Annotated in this window: 9 protein-coding genes; 2 read left to right on the top strand and 7 right to left on the bottom strand. The window is 73.1% G+C overall.

The annotated features are described in order from the left end of the window. A partial coding sequence (locus ACFY0X_RS29110; protein WP_387758944.1) for an amino acid adenylation domain-containing protein occupies nt 1-5,116 on the bottom strand: 5,116 nt, incomplete at its 3' end. Between the two features lie 555 nt (nt 5,117-5,671). On the opposite strand from ACFY0X_RS29110, the gene ACFY0X_RS29105 reads away from it, so the two are divergent. Beyond that, entirely contained in the window at nt 5,672-6,832 is a 1,161-nt protein-coding gene (locus ACFY0X_RS29105; protein WP_387758943.1) for a cytochrome P450, read from the top strand. Between the two features lie 82 nt (nt 6,833-6,914). Here the strand turns inward: ACFY0X_RS29105 and ACFY0X_RS29100 are convergent, their stop codons facing one another. From ACFY0X_RS29100 to ACFY0X_RS29080, 5 genes are all read right to left on the bottom strand, one after another. Further along, nucleotides 6,915-7,190, bottom strand: a complete 276-nt coding sequence (locus ACFY0X_RS29100) for an acyl carrier protein (protein ID WP_387758942.1) — start codon at nt 7,188-7,190, stop codon at nt 6,915-6,917. Between the two features lie 53 nt (nt 7,191-7,243). Then, a complete protein-coding gene (locus tag ACFY0X_RS29095; protein ID WP_387758940.1) occupies nt 7,244-8,986 on the bottom strand; it encodes an acyl-CoA dehydrogenase family protein in 1,743 nt (580 codons plus the stop codon). Beyond that, entirely contained in the window at nt 8,983-10,671 is a 1,689-nt protein-coding gene (locus tag ACFY0X_RS29090) for an acyl-CoA dehydrogenase family protein (RefSeq protein WP_387758938.1), read from the bottom strand. The genes ACFY0X_RS29095 and ACFY0X_RS29090 overlap by 4 nt, the downstream gene beginning before the upstream one ends. Further along, a complete protein-coding gene (locus ACFY0X_RS29085; RefSeq protein WP_387758936.1) occupies nt 10,668-12,413 on the bottom strand; it encodes a fatty acyl-AMP ligase in 1,746 nt (581 codons plus the stop codon). The genes ACFY0X_RS29090 and ACFY0X_RS29085 overlap by 4 nt, the downstream gene beginning before the upstream one ends. A 176-nt stretch (nt 12,414-12,589) precedes the next feature. After that, nucleotides 12,590-13,495: a TauD/TfdA family dioxygenase gene (locus ACFY0X_RS29080; protein WP_387758955.1), complete on the bottom strand. Its 906-nt coding sequence runs from the start codon at nt 13,493-13,495 to the stop codon at nt 12,590-12,592. Nucleotides 13,496-13,932: 437 nt separating this feature from the next. Between ACFY0X_RS29080 and ACFY0X_RS29075 the strand changes: the two genes are divergently transcribed. Next, nucleotides 13,933-15,111 carry a cupin-like domain-containing protein gene (locus ACFY0X_RS29075; protein ID WP_387758934.1) on the top strand — a complete coding sequence of 393 codons (1,179 nt, stop codon included), beginning with the start codon at nt 13,933-13,935 and terminating at the stop codon, nt 15,109-15,111. A gap of 268 nt (nt 15,112-15,379) precedes the next feature. Here the strand turns inward: ACFY0X_RS29075 and ACFY0X_RS29070 are convergent, their stop codons facing one another. Then, a complete protein-coding gene (locus tag ACFY0X_RS29070; protein WP_387758932.1) occupies nt 15,380-15,832 on the bottom strand; it encodes a hypothetical protein in 453 nt (150 codons plus the stop codon). Nucleotides 15,833-16,146 lie beyond the last annotated feature (314 nt).

Raw genomic sequence — 16,146 nt, 5'->3', positions numbered from 1 at the left:
GGTTCACGATGCCCTCGTGCGGCACCACCACACCCTTCGGACGACCCGTCGAACCCGACGTGAAGATCACATACGCCGGCTGCGACGGCAGCACCCGAACACCCGGAACCGTGCCCGGCAGACCCGACAACTCCTCGACCACGCCCGACTCGTCCAGCACCACCACCGAAGCCGCGGCCGGAACCACACCGGCGAACGACCGCGCCGTCAGAACCACGGCCGGAGCCGCATCCTCCAACACCACGGCAATCCGCTCCGCCGGATAGGACGGGTCCACCGGCAGATACGCCCCACCGGCCTTCACCACCGCCAGCAGCGCCACCACCAGATCGACACCGCGCTCCAACGCCACCGCGACGACCGACTCCGCACCGACACCCCGGCCGATCAGCAACCGCGCCAGCCGGTTCGCCCGCGCATCCAACTCCGCGAACGACACCTCCACACCCTCGAAGACCACCGCCACCGCATCCGGCGACGACGCCACCCGCGCCTCGAACAACGCCGGCAACGTCGACACCACACCCCCGACAGCCGTGTCGTTCCACTCCACCAAAACCCGGTGAAGCTCCTCAGGAGCCAGCACCTGGACCGCGTTCAGCGCGATCTCCGGGCCGCCCGCCATCGCCCGCTCCAGGGCCACCAGCAGGTTCCACGTCGCCGTGCACAGCAGCGATATGACGAGGCGCGGGTCCACCTGGGGCGACACGTCGACCGTCACCCGCATCGCGTCATCGTCGTCGTCGACGTTCACCGCCAGCGGGTAGTTGGTGTACTCCCGGTAGTAGCGCAGCTCGACCCCCTCGAAGAGGGAGCCGCTCTTGCTGACGGAGCGGTCGTTGTGGCGGAAGTTGAACATCGAGGCGAAGAGCGGGCCCTCGCCGTCCACCCCGCTGGCGTTCTGCGCCACGGCGAGCGGCGCGTGCTCGTGCTCCAGCAGGGCGGCGAGCTGGCTGCGCACCGCACCCACGGCGGCCAGGACACCCAGTTCCCCGGTCTTCACCCGCACCGGCAGGAGGTTCATGAAGGGGCCGAGCTGCCGGTCCGCCTGGGCGTCGGCGTTCATCCGGCCGAACAGCACCGTGCCGAACACCACGTCGTCCCGGCCGCTGACCGCGGCGAGCACGCGGGCCCACGCGAGGTGCATCAGCGTCGCGGGGCTGGCACCGACCTTCCGGGAGACCCGGCGGAGCTTGCGCTCCAGGTCGGGGGCGATCCGCACTTCGGCGTCGACCGACTCGGCGCCGGCCTCGCGCGTCTCCAGCAGTCCGAACGGCGCGGTCGGCTCGGTGACGTCACCCAGCAGGTCGGCGAAGAAGCGCTCGTGCGCTCCCCCGTCGAGACCCGCTCGCGCCTGGACCACGATGTCGCGGAACGGCAGCGGCTGCGGCAGTTCGGCGCCGCGGCCACCCATGACGGCCTCGATCTCGGCGAGCAGCACCTCGACCGTGGTGTGGTCCTGCACCAGGTGGTGCAGTTGCAGCAGAGCGAGCCGGCGGCCGTCCGCGGTGGCGGCCACGTGGAGCCCGAGCAGTGGGGCGCGGGTGAGGTCCACCGTCCGGCCGACCGCCGTCGGCAGCGCGGTGACCGGGTCCCCGGCCGCCGGGTCGAGGACGACCTCGGTCACCGGGAGTTCGGCCTTGCGCCACACCACCTGGACCGGCTCACGCAGCCCCTCCCAGACGATCGCCGTCCGGAAGATGTCGTGTCGGTCCAGCACCTGCTGCAGTGCGTCGGCGAAGGCGTCGAGCCGGCCCTCGGAGTCGAACTCCAGGACGAACGAGGCGAGGTAGGTGTCGTCGTCGCCGTCGGCCATGAGGTGGTGGAAGAGCAGGCCCTCCTGCAGCGGCGCCAGCGGGTAGACGTCCGCGATGTTGGCCGCACCGCCGGCCACCGTGGCGACGACGCGTGCCAGCTCCTCGGCCGACAGGTCGACCAGCGGCAGCATTCCGGGCGTGAGCGCGGTCGCGTCGGCGGGGATCAGGTTCGCCGGGACGGCGACCTCCCCGGCGCCCACGGACTGGGCGAGGCCGGCCGGCGTCGGGGACTCGAAGAACGCCCGCACCGAGACGGAGACGCCGAGCTTGCGGATCGCGCCCACCAGGCGGATCGCCATCAGGGACTGGCCGCCGAGCTGGAAGAAGTTGTCGTCGACGCCGACCCGCTCCAGGCCGAGGACCTCCGCGAACGCCGCGCAGAGGATCTCCTCGCGCGCGTTCGCCGGGGCCCGTCCGGCCCCCGCGCGGACACCGAAGTCGGGGGCGGGCAGAGCCTTGCGGTCCAGCTTGCCGCTCATCGCCAGCGGCAGGTCGTCGAGGACCACGACCGCGGCCGGGACCATGTGCGCGGGCAGCTGCTCGGCGGCGAACGCCCGGACCTGGTCGTCCAGTTGTTCCGCCTCGCCGGCGGGTACCACGTAGCCGACGAGCTGCACGTCGCCGGGCGTGTCCTCGCGGGCGACCACCGCGGCCCGGGCGACCATCGGGTGGGACGCCAGGACGGCCTCGACCTCGCCCGGCTCGATGCGGTAGCCGCGGACCTTCAGCTGCTCGTCCGCGCGCCCCAGGTACTCCAGCTCGCCCCCGCGCGTCCAGCGGCCGACGTCGCCGGTGCGGTACATCCGCACACCCGACTCGAACGGGTTCGCGACGAAACGCTCGGCCGTCAGGCCCGCGCGGTTCACGTAGCCGCGCGCCAGCTGGACGCCCGCGATGTAGAGCTCGCCCGCGACCCCGGGCGCCACCGGCCGCAGGAAGTCGTCGAGCACGTACAGCCTCATGTTGGCGATCGGCCGGCCGATCGGCACCGAGTCGCCCAGCTCCTGCCCGGCCCGGACCTCGAAGACGGAGCACCCGACCACCGTCTCGGTCGGGCCGTACTCGTTCACCACGACCGACCCGGGGGCCAGCTCCAGCAGGTCGCGCACTGCCGGGCCCGGCAGTGCCTCGCCGCCCACCACCCAGGTGGCCGCGGCGTTCGCGAGCTGTCCGTCGGTCAGCATCTCGCCGAGCACGGGCAGGTGCGCCGGGACGGCCTTCACCAGGCCGAAGCCACCGACCGGGGAGCGCAGCAGCTCGGCCAGCCCCTCGGCGCCGCCCTCGCGGCTCACCACCACCGGCGCACCGGAGACCAGCGGCACGACCACGCTGGTCACCGTCAGGTCGAAGGCCAGCGAGGAGTGCAGCGGCGCACCTCCCGCGGTGCGGTACGAACCGGCCGCCCACTGGGTGTAGTTCGCGAGGCCGCGGTGGGTGACCGCGACGCCCTTCGGACGGCCGGTCGAACCCGAGGTGTAGATCACGTACGCCAGGCCGTCCGCCGCGAGCGGCACCTCGGGCGCCGTCGCGGGCAGGGCGGCCAGTCGGGCGGCCAGTGGCGCGCCGTCCAGCGCGACCACCCGCGAGCCGCCGGCGAACCGCTCGGCCGGGGTCGCGCCGTCGGTCAGCGTCACGGCGGCGCCGCTGTCGGCCAGCAGGTAGGCGATGCGGTCCGCCGGGTGCTCGGGGTCGATCGGCAGGTAGCCGGCGCCGGCCTTCCAGACGGCGAGGATCGCCACGACCGCGTCCACGCCCCGCGGCAGGCAGATGCCGACCACCGACTCGGGGCCGACCCCCTCGCCCAGCAGGAGGTGCGCGAGGCGGTTGGCGCGGGCGTCCAGCTCCGCGTACGACAGTTCGGCGCCGTCCGCGACCACCGCCACCGCGCCCGGGGTGCGGGTCGCCTGCGCCGCGAACAGCTCCGGCACCGGCGAGCCGCCGAACTCGACCGCGGTGTCGTTCCACTCGACGAGCACCCGTCGGCGCTCCTCGCCGTCCAGCGCGCCGGACCGGACGACCGGTGCCTCGGCACCGGCGGAGACCAGCCAGGAGGCCAGGGCGAGGAAGCGGCGGAAGACCTCTTCTCCCGGCGCGAGGTCGGGGGCGTCGGGGTTGACGTCGACGGCGATCTCCAGGCCGGACCGGTCGTAGACGTCGATCCGGGTGCCGTCGACCGGCCCGCTGGCCAGGTTGCGCGCGGTGACGGCGCAGTCGCCGAACGGCAGGGAGTAGATGTCGAAGGACATCACGTTGATCATCAGGTCCCACACGTCGCCCTCGCCGAGCGCGGCGTCGTGGAGCATCTCCTCGTAGCGGTAGCGCTGGTGGCGCAGGCCGCGGAAGAGCGCGCGGGTGGTCCGCCGCACCAGGTCGCCGACGGTGGTGTCCGGGGTGATCTCCACCCGGATCGGCAGGACGTTGTTGGTCATCAGCGGGATCGCGAGGTCCCGCGTGCCCAGGCGGCCGCTCACCGGCACGCCGACGACAACGTCCCGCTTCCCGGTGACGTGGTGCTGGTAGAGCACCGCGGCGCTGATCATCAGGCCGGCGAAGTTGGTGCCCAGCCCGCGGGCCGCCCCCTTCAGGCGCTCGCCGAGCGTGTCGTCGACGTTCTCCAGGAACCGGACGGGGGCCCGCTGGGCCCGCCCCGCGTAGCTACCGCCGCGGCCCTCCCCCTCCAGGAGCCCGGCGAGGACGCCCTCCCAGTACTCCCGGTCCGCCTCGTAGTCGGCGGAGGCCCGGTAGTCGCGCTCCGCGTCCATCAGCACGGTGCTGGACGGGAGGGCGGAGTCCTCCACCGGGGCGTCCTTCAGCAGCGCGTTGTAGATCTGCGACAGCCGGCCGACGATCAGCGCGATGCTCCGGCCGTCCAGGATGACGTGGTAGGCGCGCTGGTACCAGAGGGTGAGGCGCGGGCCGGCGGTGAAGACCGTGATGCGGTAGAGGGCGCGGTCGGCCGCCCCCCGCGTCTGCCGGATGTCCTCCCACATGAGACGTTCGGCGGCAGCGAGCGGGTCGTCCTCACCGCTGACGTCGACGACGTCCACCGGGTAGTCCGCGGCGTCGTGGAAGTACTGCCGCGGCTGCCCGTCGACCTCGCGGATCCGCAGCCGGACCGCGTCCGCCTCGTCCATCAGCCGGCGCGAGGCCCGTACCAGCAGGTCGAGGTCCACCTCGCCGTCGAGCACCAGGTACTCGCCACCGTTGAAGTACGGGTTGTCGGGCGCCAGCTGATGGCTGTACCAGATCGCGAGCTGACCGCCCAGCAGCTCTCGGAGTCCACCCTCAGACGTAGCCATTCCCGCGCACTCCCATTCGGTTCGTCTCATCGGCTGGCAGGCGAAGGCACGAACCTCGGGCAGGGCGCCGGTTCGACCGACACCCTGCAATGCAGCCATGAGGCGGACCAGCCGGAACTGAATACTCGGCGTCCCGGAATCGCGAATTCGGCCGCTGCCGCGAGGGCGCCGTCGACGCCGTACACGTTTCCCCCGGCACGCACTCTCCACCGCCCGGGACGTGATCCACTATGGCTCAGGGACGAGGATGCGATCAATGAGCGAGAACTGCCCGCCCGGCCCTGCCCGGCCCGTGACCAGGCCGATCGGGGCGCGTCGTTCAACTGCGCCGACGCGCCGGTTGAACACCGTGCGGAAGGACCGCCCGAACACGGTTGACAGGGCACGCGGAAAGGCACTCGACGACCCGGCGCCGGCCCCCGTCCGAGGCGTTCCGGACGACATTCCGCCAACACCCCGACCGGGGGCATGATATTTCGGTCTCGAATTCCGACGAACCTGTGAGGCATTCCCATGCACAATGCGCCGGCCGAATCGGCCCCGCCGATCGATCTGGTGGATCCCGGACTGTACTCACACGGCGACCCCTTTGTGCAGTGGCGCTGGCTGCGGGCCAACGACCCGGTGTACTGGCACCCGGCCAAGGAGTTGCCCGGGTTCTGGGCGCTGACCCGCTACGAGGACGTGCGCACCGCCTACCGGGACGCGGAGACCTTCAGCTCGGCCCACGGCATCCTGCTCCGGCCCGCCGACCACGGCGCCGACCCGGGCGGCGGCCGCACCCTCGCCCTCACCGACGCCCCGCGCCACCGTCAGCTGCGCGGGCTGGTGGACGAGTGGTTCTCCGTGCGCTCGGTCCGCTCGATCGAGGCGGAGATGGCGGGCATCACCAAGGGGATCGTGGACGAGGCGCTGCGGCAGGGCGACTGCGACTTCGTGTCGGACATCGCCGCGCGCGTCCCGCTCTACGTGATCTGCAAGATGATGGGGGTGCCGGAGTCCGACTGGGACCACCTCTACGACCTGACCAGCCGGGCCTTCGCCGCCGGCGACCCGCTCGACCGCCGGTTCGCCCACCTGGACATCCTCGGGTACTTCGAGACGCTCCAGGCGGAGAAGGCCAAGCGGCCGGGCGACGACCTGGTGAGCGTGCTGGCGACGGCCACCGTCGACGGGGAGCGGCTCGGCGCGGAGGACGTCATCCTGAACTGCGACAACCTGCTGGTCGGCGGCACCGAGAACACCCGGATCTCGGCCGCCGGGGGCATGCTGGCCTTTCTCGAACGCCCCGACCAGTGGAAGCGGTTGGTCGACGACCGGGAGCTGCTGCCGTCCGCGGTGGAGGAAGTCCTGCGCTGGACCTCCACCGCCACCCACATCATGCGCACCGCCACCAGGGCCACCGAGATCCACGGCAAGAAGATCGAGGAGGGCGACCGGGTGGTCTTCTGGCTGCCGTCGGCCAACCGCGACGAGACGGTCTTCGACGACCCCGACACCTTCAGCGTCACCCGCAAGCCGAACCGGCACCTCGCCCTGGGCTTCGGCGAGCACTTCTGCCTCGGCAGCATGCTGGCGAAGGTCGAACTGCGCTTGCTCTACGGCGAGTTGCTCGACCGCAAGGTAAGGATCGAGCTGGCCGGCGAGCCCAAGCTGCTGGACTCGATCGTCGTCAACGGCCCGGAGCGCCTGCCGGTCCGGCTGACCACGGCCTGACCGCGCCCGCCGGTTGCCGGATGACGAAGGAGGGCCGCCGGTTCGCCCGGCGGCCCTCCTTCGTCATGTGGCGTCCACCGGCCTACCGGTCGGCGATCAGCGGGGCGAGCGCCTCCGCCAGCGGGCCGATGGCGGGGTGGTCCCAGAGCAGCGTGGGTTCCACCTCGATGCCGTAGTGGTCCTCGATGTCCGCACAGAGGCTGAACACGTAGACGGAGTCGAGGCCGTACTGGGACAGCGGTGCCTCGAAGTCGATGCTCTCCTCGGGAATGCGCACGCTGGCGGCCACGCAGCCGCGCAGCCACTGCCGGACGGCCTCGGTGTCGACGGCGTTCGCGTTGTCGATGGCGTCGGTCATGGAACCTCCCTGGGTCCTGGGTGTGTGAAGGGCGTCTTGGATGTGCGATGGGTTCACGCGCCGGTGGGGCGGCACGCGAGGTCGAACGTGAGGCCGGCGTCGTGGCGTCGGAGGAGTTCCGCGTACAGGCGCTCGGTGAGCTGCTCGGGCAGCGGGTCGTGGTGGCGCCCGTCGTGGACGCCCAGCCGGTGCAGTGCGGCGAGCACCCAGTCCGGCTCGGCACCCGGGGCCCGCCCGTCCCGCGGCCGCTCCCACCAGAGGCCGAGGCAGGCCGCCGCGGCCAGCGCGGAAGCCCAGCGGGTGGTCAGGTCGAAGGCCTCGGGCGGCGCCGCGGGGCCCAGCCGGCCAGGATCGAGCACGGCCGCGTCGGCGGCGAGCGCCCGCAGCAGAGCGGCGTGTTCGGCGGCCCGCGCGGCGATCGCCGGCTCCTCGCCGGTGCGCCGCTCGGCCCCGTCGAGCAGCGTCCGGGAGAGCGGGTCGCGGCCGCCCGCCGTGACGGCGAGCCCGCCGAAGTCCATCGGCGCCGATCGCTCTCCCGGTCGGAAGGTGGCGGCGGGCATCGCCGGCCCGTCCTCCTTGTTCCAGGTACGCCGCGCGGTCAGTGGCAGTTGGGGCAGCAGGGCGGACTGGCAGGAGACCCGGGAGGCGTGGCCGAACGCCGAAGGCAGCACGTCGCGCTGCAGCTTCTGGAACAGCGGCTGCTCCGCGTTGCGCAGGTAGAACTGCGAGCCGAGCAGGTCGCCGAGCCGCCGGACGGCCGACATCAGCAGGGTGGGCACCAGAAGCTTGACCGCTGAGGCGTAGACGGCGCACTGCGCGGGCGCGGTGTGGACCGCGCGAGCGGCGACGGTGACGAACGCGTCCGCCAGCAGCAGGTCGGCGAACGCCTCGGCGAGCACCGTCCGGGACAGGGCCAGGTCGGCGGCGGTGCCACCGTACAGCCGGCGGCCGAGCATCCCGCGCACGGCGGTGCGCAGCGCGGTGTCGAGCAGGCCCGCCGTCATGCCGGGCAGGGCGATCCGGGTGAGCTGGAAGGAACGCTGGGCGGTCTCCAGACCGTGGCCGGGGGTCCCGACCACGGCGTCGGCCGGGACGGGGCAGTCGGTGAACTCGATGCCGCCGAGCGGCACGCCGCGCATCCCGACGGTGCCGAAGCGGGGCAGGCGGGTGACCCCCTCGGGCGGCAGCCGGTCCGTCTCCACCAGGAGCTGCGAGTGGCTGCGGCTGCCGGCGGCCTCGCTGGTGCGGGCGAAGAGCACCACGGCGCCGGCCCGGGTGATGTTGGCCACCACCTCCTTGCGGCCGTTGAGGCGCAGCCGGCCGTCCGGTCCGGGCAGCGCGGAGACCTCGGCGCGGGCGAAGTCGTTGCCGTGGGCCAGCTCGTGGTAGCCGCAGGCCACCCGGTCGCCGGAGAGCAGCCGGTCGGCGAGCCGGGCCTGCTGCTCGGCGCTGCCCGCGGTCCAGACGTTGACGGCGGCCATGAAGGAACCGACCCCGTAGCCGAGGCCGAGGCAGGGGTCGCGCCGGTAGACGGCGCGCATGACGCCGATGAGCTCCTCGGGGCCGGTGAAGCGTCCGCCGAGGGCCTCGGGGACGAAGTGGGCGTTCAGCCCGAAGGCGTCGAGCAGGCCCTCGCCGGCCGTCAGCAGGGCGCCCCGGGCGTCGGCGGCGAGCACCGCGTCCCGGCCGACCGGGTTGGCGGGGTCCCCGGCGTCGCCGAACAGGGCCTCCAGCCGGTCGATCGGGTCGGTGGCCGCCGCGGGGGGCGTGCTCGCAGCGGAGTCGACGGGAGTCATCGGACCGGTTCCTCCACGGGGTGCGCGGGTGACGGGACGAGGGGCTCGTAGGCGTCCGCGGGCGCCCGGTGGCCGGGCACCAGGAGCTCCAGGCAGCGCTCCAGGGCCGCGGTCAGGGGCACCGCGCGCTCCGGGCCGCCAGCCGCGGCGAGCAGGTGGAGGACGGCGCCGCCGGCGAAGCAGAGCTCGAAGCGGCGGGCGACGGCGAAGGCCGCGGCGGGCGCGTTGCCGCCGCTGGGCGGCAGTTCCGCCATCGCGTCGGCGAGCGCCCGGGTCTGCGCGGCGAGCAGGGCGGCCAGTCGGGCGGCGCGCTCCGGCAGGGCGCCGGCGGCGGCCAGGTCGGCGACCCGCCCGGCGGCGTCCGGCACCGCCTGGACCACGCTGCAGCCGGTACGGCTCACCAGGCGCAGGGAGCGCGGGTCGAGGTCGGGCAGCGGGGCCTGCCCGGTGACGGCGGCGAGCCCGGCGGCATCGTGGCGGCCGGTGCCGATCAGCCGGGCCAGCAGCGGGAACTGGGAGATGAGCAGGGAACGGTTGACCGCGGTGCTGCCGTCGAAGACGGCCACGATCCGGTGGTCGCGTTCCACCTTCTGGAAGGCTCCGTCGGCGTGGTGCTCCGTCAGGAATCCCCGCGCGCCCAGGAGTTCGGCGAGATCGTCGACGACCTGCTGGACGATCCAGGGCACTCCCGCCTTGACGGCGGCCGAGACCGTGCTCATCTCGCCGGTGAGCCCGTGGGCGCAACGCGCCGCCAGCAGGGTCGCGGCGTCGGCCAGGGCCAGGGCTGCGGCGGCCCGGCCGAGCGTGCGCCGGGCCAGCGGCAGGAGCAGCAGCCGGGTGCCGTAGAGCTCACGGCCGGCGGCGAACCCGGTGGCCAGGCGCAGCGCGTGTTCACCGGCGCCCAAGGACAGCGCGACGCACATGGTGCGGGTGAGCTGCAGGGCGTTGAGGACGATGCCCAGGCCGTCGCCGACGCCGCCGATCAGCGCTTCGGCCGGGACGGGCGCGTCAGTCAGCCGGATCCCGCTGATGTCCGCACCCCGGATGCCGTGGGTGGGTTCCTTGGGCAGCGGCTGCCAGGCGCCGTCCGGCAGGGTCGACTTGTCGACCAGGAAGAGGCTGAACCCGCGCGGTCCGCCGTCCGGTCCGGTGCGCGCCAGGACGCAGACGAGCCGCCCGCGGGTGGCGTTGTTGATCGGCCACTTCTCGCCGGTGAGCCGCCACCCGCCGTCCGGGTCGGGGACGGCGGTCAGGCTGCCCGCCAGCAGGTCGCTGCCGATGCCGGGCTCGGTCAGGCCCCAGGCCGCCACCGCATGCTCGTCGAGCACCAGCTCGGCCAGCGCGCGCTGCTGTTCCTCGGTCCCGGCGACCCAGGTCGACACCGAGCCGAGGAAGGTCTTGCCGTGGGCGACCGCGGCGGTCAGGTCCCGGGCGGCCACCGTCCGGAGCGCGTCGACCAGTTCGGGCAGGCCGCCGGGAGCGCCGCCGAGCCGGGCGGGGACGTAGGCGCGGGGGAAGCCGACGGCGTCCAGCAGGGCGCACTCCAGGTCGGGGAAGGCCTCCGCGGCGTCCAGCTCCGCGGTGCGCCGCCCGCTGAACGGGCCGCCCGCCGCGGCCGCGGTGTCCATCGCCGCGGCCAGCGCGCCGGCCAGGCCGGCCGGCCACCGCGGCACCCGCGCGTTCACCCGGCCGCTCCCGGCAGGACCGCCCGCACGGCGGGGGCCAGGTCGGCGTGGATCGGGGTGAGGTCGCCGGACAGGAACAGGGAGCGCATCTCGCCGCGCTGCACCTTGCCGCTGGTGGTCTTGCGGACGGCGCCGGGGCGCAGCAGCACGACGCCCGCGGCGTGCACGCCGAACTCGCGGTGCACCGTGGCGCGCAGGGCGGCGGCGAGCTCGCGCAGCTGCTCCTCGGTGAACCGACCGCGGACCTCGTGCACCACCACGACCTCCTCCTGCGGCACCGGCACCGTGAAGGCGGTGCCGGCCAGGGTGGCCAGTTCCGGGTGCTGGAGCCGCAGCTCGTGCTCGATGTCGTGCGGGTAGAGGTTGCGGCCGTGCACGATGAGCAGGTCCTTGGTGCGGCCGGTGACGAAGATCTCGCCGTCGACGAGGGCGCCGAGGTCGCCGGTCCGCAGGTACGGCCCGTCGCCGTCGGCGGTGCGGGCGTGGAAGGCCTCCTCGGTCGCGTCCGGGCGGCCCCAGTAGCCCCTCGCCACGCTCGGGCCGCGCAGCCAGATCTCGCCGGTGGTGCCGTCGGGCAGCACGTTGCCGTTCTCGTCGACGATGCGCACGTCGAGGTCGGGCACGTCGCCGCAGCCGACCAGCTCGCGCACCGGGGCGCCCGGCTCGGGGTCCTGGACGAGGTGCTTCTCCAGCGCCTGCGCGTCGACGGCGCGGAAGACCGGCGGCCGGGTCGAGCGGGCGGAGATGAAGACGGTGGCCTCGGCCATCCCGTAGGAGGGGGCGAACTGCTCGGCCCGGAAGCCGGCCGGGGCGAAGCGCTCGGCGAAGTCCCGCAGGGTGCTGGCCTGGTTCGGCTCGGAGCCGTTGGCGGCGAACCGCCAGCGCGACAGGTCGAGTTCGGCGATCTGCTGGTCGGTGACCCGCCGGGTGCAGAGCTCGTAGGCGAAGTTCGGCGCGGCCGAGAGGCCGATGTCGTAGCGGTCGATCAGCCGCAGCCAGTGGTGCGGGCGCTTGAGGAAGGCCATCGGCGACATCAGCACGACCTGGCTGCCGAGGAAGAGACCGGGCAGGGTCTGCGCCATCAGACCCATGTCGTGGTAGAGCGGGATCCAGCCGCCGAAGTTGGTCCGCTCGGTGAAGCCGAGGGCCCGGCCGAAGCTGTCCGCGTTGTGCAGCAGGTTGGCGTGGTCGACCATGACGCCCTTGGGGTCGCCGGTCGAGCCGGAGGTGTACTGCAGCAGCGCCAGGTCCCCGGCCGCGGCGGCGTGGTCGCGCCAGGCCGCCGCGTCACCGAAGTCGGGGGCGTCGCTGGCGGCGACGGGCAGGCCGAGTCCGCCGGCGCCGGCCCACTGCTGCGCCTCGCCCAGCTGGCCGACGTCGGTCAGCGCCACGGCCAGGTCCGCGTCGCCGGCGATCCGGGCCACCCGGCGCTGCTGGTACTGGAACTGGCCCGGCATCGGCGAGGGCACCGCGACGACCCCGGCGTAGAGGCAGCCGAGGAAGGCGGTGACGAAGGGCAGTCCGGCCGGGTGCAGCAGCATCGCACGGTCGCCGGGCGCGCAGCGCTCCTGCAGCCAGGACGCCACCCGGCGGGCTTCGGCGTCCAGTTCGGCGTAGGTCAGGCTCCGCGCACCGTCGGGCGACTCGTGGTCGGCGACGTACGTGACGGCCGTCCGGTCGCCTCGCTCCGCCGCGTGGCGGCGCAGCAGGTGGACCACGCTGGCCTCGTGGGTCGGGTTCACTGGGCTCTCCTCTCCGCGCGGGCGTGCCGGGCGGCACGTGCCCGCTTAGCGGTCGTAGCGGCCCGGCCTGCGCAGCGGAGAACCGCGCCGGGCGAGCGGGGAAGGACTGTCCGGCGCGGACCGGCTTCGGTGGGACCGTCCATCGGATCCCCTCCGGGCGCGGATCCTGGCACGCCCTAGGGCGTGAGGGGCTCGGCCATGGCGACGGCGATCCGGCGCGAGCCGGTGAACGGCTCCCGGCCGTGCGAGGTCAGCATGTTGTCGATGACCAGCACGTCGTGCTCGCGGTAGTCGAAGCGCGCGGTCTCGGCGCGGTAGCAGTCCCGGACGTGGGCGATGACGTCGTCGGGGATGCGCCCGCCGTCGCCGAAGTAGGTGTTCGTCGGCAGGTCGGGTTCGTCGAACAGCTCCAGCAGCCCCTCCCGGATCACCTCGTCCAGCGTCGTGACGTGGAAGAAGGCGGCGTGGTTGAACCAGACCTCCTCGCCGGTGACGGGGTGGCGGTGCACGGCCTTGCGGACCGCCGTGGTGCGCAGGCCGCCGTCCGGCAGCCATGCCGACTCGATGCCGTTCGCCGCGCAGTAGGCCTCCACGGTGGCGCGGTCCTCGGTGTTGAAGACGTGCTGCCAGGGCAGCCCGATCCCGGGGTGGAAGTTCCGCACCACCTGCCAGCCCCGGCGGGTGAACTCCTCGCGCACCGAGTCGTCGAGCCTGGCCAGCACCCCTCGGGTGCCGGCCAGGGAGGTCGCCCCCAGCGTCGCCGGCGGCTGCACGCAGTAGAAGTACAGCGCCATGGGCCAGGACTGCTGGTAGGAGTTCTCGTTGTGCAGGAAGATCTCCTCGTTCGGCGGGTAGTCCGTCGAGGTGTACACCTGCCCCTGGATCGCGCTGCGCGGCGAGGAGCGCTCGGTGTAGGTGAGCGGGTCCCCTGACAGCCCGCGGACGACGGAGTCGAAGGCGGTCACGTCCGGCACCGAGAATCCCCGGAAGAGCAGGGCTCCGTGCTCGAGCAGGGAGGCGCGCAGCGTGCTCCGCTGGTCCTCGACCCGCTCGACGAGGCGCTCGCCCCCGTGGGACTCGATCACGAGGGGGAATGCTGTGCTCTGGCTCATGCGTCGGGTGTTCCCTTCCGAAGCGGCGCGCGACTCGCCGGTGCGGCCCGTGCGGATACCGGGCGGTGCCGTGACGTGGTCCGCCGGCTGTGACGTCGTCCGCCGGCCCGGTCGCCCGGGCCGGACCTCTCCGCCCACCGGCCCCCGCCGGGCGGGACGACCGTGAGCGGCGGGTCCGGGCTGGGCCGACGTGATCGGGGCGGCCGGGACCCGGTCCCTCCGGAGTGTGCCGCAGCGGCTGACGGGCCGCCAACCTCCCGTGTTCAAGTGCGGCGGCGTCCCGGTTGAACGAACCGGAAATACCCGACGAAGTGAATCCGCGCGCAGGTTCCCGCCGTTGTGCACACCGGACCCTGTCCGTAGCATCGGCTTTTCCTTCGCCTGTTCCGCCGGAATGGAGAGCCGTCATGCTGGGAGCCCGGTCGCTGGGGCACGTGGAAGTCGTCGCCTCATTCCCCGAGGAGCCCATTCTCCGCGCTCCGGTTCTCAGCACGACGCCGTTGATAATCCGCGGCGCCCCGGCTCTCGGCCCGATGCACCGGTGGACTCCCGAATACCTCTCGGAACGACTGGGCGACCGTGAGGTGCCCGTCAGCATCGCGGACGCGGACGGCGGGTTCCGCTACAAGCCGGAGGCACGGGGTCTGCACTTCGAGCCGATGCGCGGATCACGACTCGCCACCGAGTTCCGGGACACGGCGAGCGGCCGCCGGCTCAGCATGCAGCAGATGTCGATCCCCGGCTCCCTCCCGGAACTCCGGGACGATCTGGTGATCCCCCCCTACATCCCGGCCGAGGTCATCAGCGACATCAATCTCTGGATGGCGTCGGAATCCTCGAACACCCCGCTCCACTACGACAACATGAACAACCTGTTCGCGCAGCTCGACGGGAAGAAGAGGTTCATGCTCTTCAACCCCTCCCAGAGCGAACTGCTCTATCCCGGAGCGCTCGACATCCGCACCCGGCACCTGAGCAGCGTCGACGTGAACGCCCCCGACCTGGAGAAGTACCCGCGCTTCGCGCAGGCCGAGTACTGGGAGGCCGTCGTCGAGCCGGGCGACCTGCTCTTCATCCCGGCCTTCTGGTGGCACCAGGTCTCCGCACCGGACATCTCCGTCTCCGTCAACTACTGGTGGCGGGCGGACGTCCGGGACTGTGCCTGCCCCTCGTTCTTCCGGCAGCTCCACATGGACGTCGTCATCGAGGACGTCCGCGGCCTGTTCCCCATCCACGACCTCCGCGCCCTCGGCAACGGCTCCGACGCCGTCCTGGCGCTCGCCGAGCGGGTGGCCGAGCAGGGCGAGGCCGGTGTCGCGGCGCGACTCTGCGGCGGGCTCGTCGTCGCCGCCGCCAAGGAGGCCTGCGCCGGGCTGGGCATCACGCCCGGCGGAGGCTTCGACGCCGCACTCACCGAACTCGAGCGGCGCGGCGCCTGGTCCCCCGAGGAAGCCGACCTGGCCCGCCGCGGCCTGGCCCTCGCCGCGACCGCCCAGCCGGGCCGTCCCGCCCCGGCCCCGGAGGTGCGCCACCTGATCGAGCGGCTCCGCCGCTCCCGCCTCAGGTGGGACCAGCCCGCTTCCTGACCACCGCCGCCGTGACGCGCAGCCTCGTCCCGCGCGCCAACCCGGCCCCACCGGATCCCCGCCCCGGCGCAGCACCACGCAGCGGGACACCGGGAGGCCGGCCCACGAGCCGCCCCGCGGCGGGATCACCCGACGGTGATCCCGCCACCGCCCCCTACGCCGAGGCGTGCGGTCCGGCAGAAGCGGCTCGATCCGGGCAACACCGGGCGTCGGTCAACGAGTCACGTCAACCGACGATCCGGTGACCCGGGAGAATCGCCCCGGCTCCTCAGTGGTTGTCGTACGGGGAGACGATGATCTCGGAGTTGACCGACAGCAGCGTCTTCCCCGCACCGTCGAAGGCGACCAGGCGGGCGTACCCCCTGCCGTTCACGTGCAACTCGGCGAGATACCGAGCGGTGCCGACGTGCCCGGTGGTGCAGGGAATGTCGTTCACGGAATGCACCGCCGTGCCATCGGGGTCAGCGACATCGACCCGGAATTTTGCGCAGTTGGCGGGGAATGACTCGATCTGGCCGAAGCCGATGAATTCCTGCGGGCCCCAGCCGACCCGGTCCACACAGACGTCGCCCTTGAACCCGTTCTGATCGAATGACGTGCACTTCTGGAACGGCGGCACCCAGGCGGTCTGGGCCTGGGCCGCACCACCGGTTGCGGTGACGATGCCAACGGCAGCGGTCGCTGCGACGACCGTCGCGGAAATGGCCTTGCGAATCCTCATCGGTGTCCTCTCGTACGACAGGTGAACATTCGAAGTGCCGTCCGCCAGTGGAGAGCCAGCCTTTCCCGACGGATCGGCGATTCGCCACGCTAGCCGACCGGTTCCGGGGCGTCGACGGCCGCAGTTGAACAGCTTCTGCGGCGGAACAACGGGAATTCGGCCCGGCGCTCCGCGCGCCCCGGCCCGCCGGCGATCTCGATGCTGTCGCGCCCGTACGGGGTGGATTCCTGTTCGCATGGCTCTGAGCCCCCGTCCACGGTGACCGGCGCCGACCGGATCGTGGTGATGGGCGGGGGCGCGCTCCAGCTGGAGCC

This window comes from Kitasatospora sp. NPDC001547, assembly GCF_042894165.1.
Lineage (GTDB): Bacteria > Actinomycetota > Actinomycetes > Streptomycetales > Streptomycetaceae > Kitasatospora.
Note: the sequence above shows the minus strand (reverse complement) of the source record. Positions and strands in the feature narration are given on the sequence as shown.